This is a genomic window from Mesorhizobium sp. M2A.F.Ca.ET.039.01.1.1, assembly GCF_003998035.1.
In the GTDB taxonomy this organism is placed as follows: Bacteria; Pseudomonadota; Alphaproteobacteria; order Rhizobiales; family Rhizobiaceae; genus Mesorhizobium.
Genome location: NZ_RZRY01000830.1, coordinates 1 through 2,446, shown reverse-complemented (window position 1 = coordinate 2,446; position 2,446 = coordinate 1). Strand labels below are relative to the sequence as shown.

Sequence of the window (2,446 nt, the reverse complement as noted above, 5' to 3'; positions counted from 1 at the left end):
GAAGATCACCGCCTTCTTCGTCGACAAGGGCACCAAGGGTTTCACGGTGCGCGACGGCTACCGCAATGTCTCGCATCGCGGCTACACCAACTCGATCCTTGAATTCGACGATTGCCGGCTGCCGGCAAGCCAGGTGCTCGGCGAGGTGCACAAGGGTTTCGACGTCGCGAATTCGTGGCTCGGCGCCACGCGCCTGCAGGTCGGCGCCACCTGTCTCGGCCGTGCCGAGCGCGCTCTGTCGCACGCCATCGAATATGCCGCGCAGCGCCAGCAGTTCGGCCAGCAGATCGGCAAGTTCCAGGGCGTTTCCTTCAAGCTCGCCGACATGGCGACGGAGCTGAAGGCCGCCGATCTGATGGTGTTCGAAGCCGGCTGGAAATACGATCAGGGCACCGTCACCGACCAGGACATGGCGATGGCCAAGCTGAAGGCCACCGAGATGCTCGCCTTCGTCGCCGACGAAGCCATCCAGATCCATGGCGGCATGGGGCTGATGGACGACCTGCCGCTGGAGCGCATCTGGCGCGATGCGCGCGTCGAGCGCATCTGGGAGGGCACGTCGGAGATTCAGCGACACATTATTTCGCGGGCGCTGCTGCGTCCGTTCGGAGCTTAGAGCATGATGGTCCAAAGCCGGGTCCGGCTTTGGACGGGAACATGCTCAAACGAAAAGATGACCATGCATAAACTCGAACGTCTCCTGCGCCCCAAATCGATCGCCGTGTTCGGCGGGGCGCAGGCCGCCGCCGTCGTGGCTCAATCGATCAAGATGGGCTTTGCCGGCGAAATCTGGCCGGTGCATCCGACCAAGGATGAGGTCGCCGGCCGCAAGGCGTACCGCTCCGTCGCCGACCTGCCTGGCGCGCCGGACGCCGCCTTTGTCGGCGTTAACCGGCATCTCACCATCGAGGTGATCAAGGCACTGGCCGAGCGCGGCGCCGGCGGCGCCGTCTGCTTTGCCGCCGGCTTCCTCGAGACCGAGGCCTATGACGAGGACGGCGAGCGGCTGCAGGCCGAGCTCGTCGCCGCCGCCGGCCAGATGCCGATCATCGGGCCGAACTGCTACGGCCTGATCAACTATGCCGACGGCGCGCTGCTGTGGCCCGACCAGCATGGCGGCATACGGCTGGCCGAGGGCGGCAAGGGCGTCGCCATCATCACGCAGTCGTCCAACATCGCCATCAACATGACGATGCAGAAGCGCGGCCTGCCGATCGCCTTCCTGATGACGGCGGGCAACCAGGCGCAGACCGGGCTCTCCGAAATGGCGCTCGGCCTCATCGAGGACGAGCGCGTCACTTCGCTCGGCCTGCATATCGAGGCCTTCGATTCGGTGGCGGGCTTCGAAAGGCTGGCGGCCCGGGCGCGCGAACTGAAGAAGCCGATCATTGCCATGAAGGTCGGCCGCTCCGAACAGGCAAGGCAGGCGACGGTATCGCACACCGCCTCACTCGCCGGCTCCGACGCCGCTTCCGGCGCTTTCCTCAGGCGGCTCGGCATCGCGCGCGTCGATTCCATCCCCGCCTTCATCGAGGCGCTGAAGCTTTTGCACATCACCGGGCCGCTGCCGGGCTACAAGCTGTCCTCGATGAGCTGCTCCGGCGGTGAGGCTTCGGTGATGGCGGACAGCGCCGAGGGGCGCTGGGTGCATTTCCCGGCCCTGACGGCCGAGCATCGCGCGCATGTCAAATCGACGCTCGGCCCGCTGGTGGCGGTTGCCAATCCGCTCGACTACCACACTTTCATCTGGAACAACGAGCCGGCGATGACCGCGACCTTCACCGCGATGGTGTCGGGCGGTTTCGACTTGAACATGCTGGTGCTCGACTTCCCGCGCCCGGACCGCTGCTCGGACGTCGACTGGTGGGCGACGCTGCGCGCCTTCGAAGCGGCGCTGAAGACCAACAGGGCGCAAGGCGCGATCGTCTCCTCGCTGCCGGAAAACCTGCCGGAGGAATACACTGCAGGCCTGATGGCGCGGGGCATGGTGCCGTTGTTCGGCATTTCCGAAGCCATGGATGCCGCCCAGGCCGCCGCTTTCATCGGCTGGGCCTGGCGCGAGCCGCAGGCGCAGCCAGTCGACACGACGGCCGCCGGTGCGTCCGAGGCCAAGCGCGTGACGCCGGACGAGGCCGAAGCCAAGGAAAGGCTGATCAAGGCCGGCCTGTCGGTGCCGAAGGGCGAGCGCGCCTCCAATGCGGTCGAGGCGGTGATCTCCTCCATGACGCTCGGCTTCCCGGTCGCTCTCAAGGCGCTCGGCGTGACGCACAAGTCGGAAGTCGGCGCCGTCAGGCTGAACCTCAAGGATGCCGAATCCGTCAGCGCCGCCGCGCACGACCTTCTGCCGCTCGGCACCGGGCTCTATGCCGAGCGCATGGTGCGCGACGGCGTCGCCGAGCTGATCGTCGGCTTCACCCGCGACCCGATGTTCGGCGTGGTGATGACG

The 2,446-nt window shown here is 66.6% G+C and carries 2 protein-coding genes; both read left to right on the top strand.

Annotated elements, in window-relative coordinates:
* A partial coding sequence (locus EOA24_RS34315; RefSeq protein ID WP_133374768.1) for an acyl-CoA dehydrogenase occupies nucleotides 1-616 on the top strand: 616 nt, incomplete at its 5' end.
* A 63-nt stretch (nucleotides 617-679) separates the two neighbouring features.
* A partial coding sequence (locus EOA24_RS34310) for an acetate--CoA ligase family protein (RefSeq protein WP_133374767.1) occupies nucleotides 680-2,446 on the top strand: 1,767 nt, incomplete at its 3' end.